Annotated in this window: 1 protein-coding gene; it reads left to right on the top strand. The window is 62.6% G+C overall.

What is annotated here, in order from left to right; translation table 11 throughout:
- Positions 1-372: DUF5078 domain-containing protein (locus tag E0T84_RS31725; protein ID WP_070186798.1), on the top strand; the 372-nt coding region annotated here is incomplete at its 5' end.
- Positions 373-377: the final 5 nt, after the last annotated feature.

Below are 377 nucleotides of genomic sequence, written 5' to 3'. Positions count from 1 at the left end.
GCCGATGCCACCGACGACTACCCGATCCCCAACCGCATCCTCAAGACACCGTGCACCGCCGAGCAGATCATGGCCGCCGCCCGCGACGTCGAGCCCGTGTACTACGAGCGCTACATGATCGACTACAACAACAAGCCCGTCGCCGATCAGCAGGGCGCCCAGGACCGGATCCACTGGTTCTTCTCCATGGACTACGCCGGCCGCCGCCAGTACTCCGAGAACATGGCCACCAACGCCTTCTTCGAGAACATGTCCTGGCGCTGGCCGAACTGGGCCAAGCTGTTCTTCAACAACAAAGGCGTCGCGGCCAACACCACCGACGTCTGCCAGAACTACCCGCCCAACGACATGTCCGTCTGGAACTGGCACTAGTCCGA

The organism is Mycobacterium sp. DBP42 (assembly GCF_005924235.1).
Lineage (GTDB): Bacteria > Actinomycetota > Actinomycetes > Mycobacteriales > Mycobacteriaceae > Mycobacterium > Mycobacterium syngnathidarum.
This window is presented reverse-complemented; position numbering and strand designations above follow the sequence as displayed.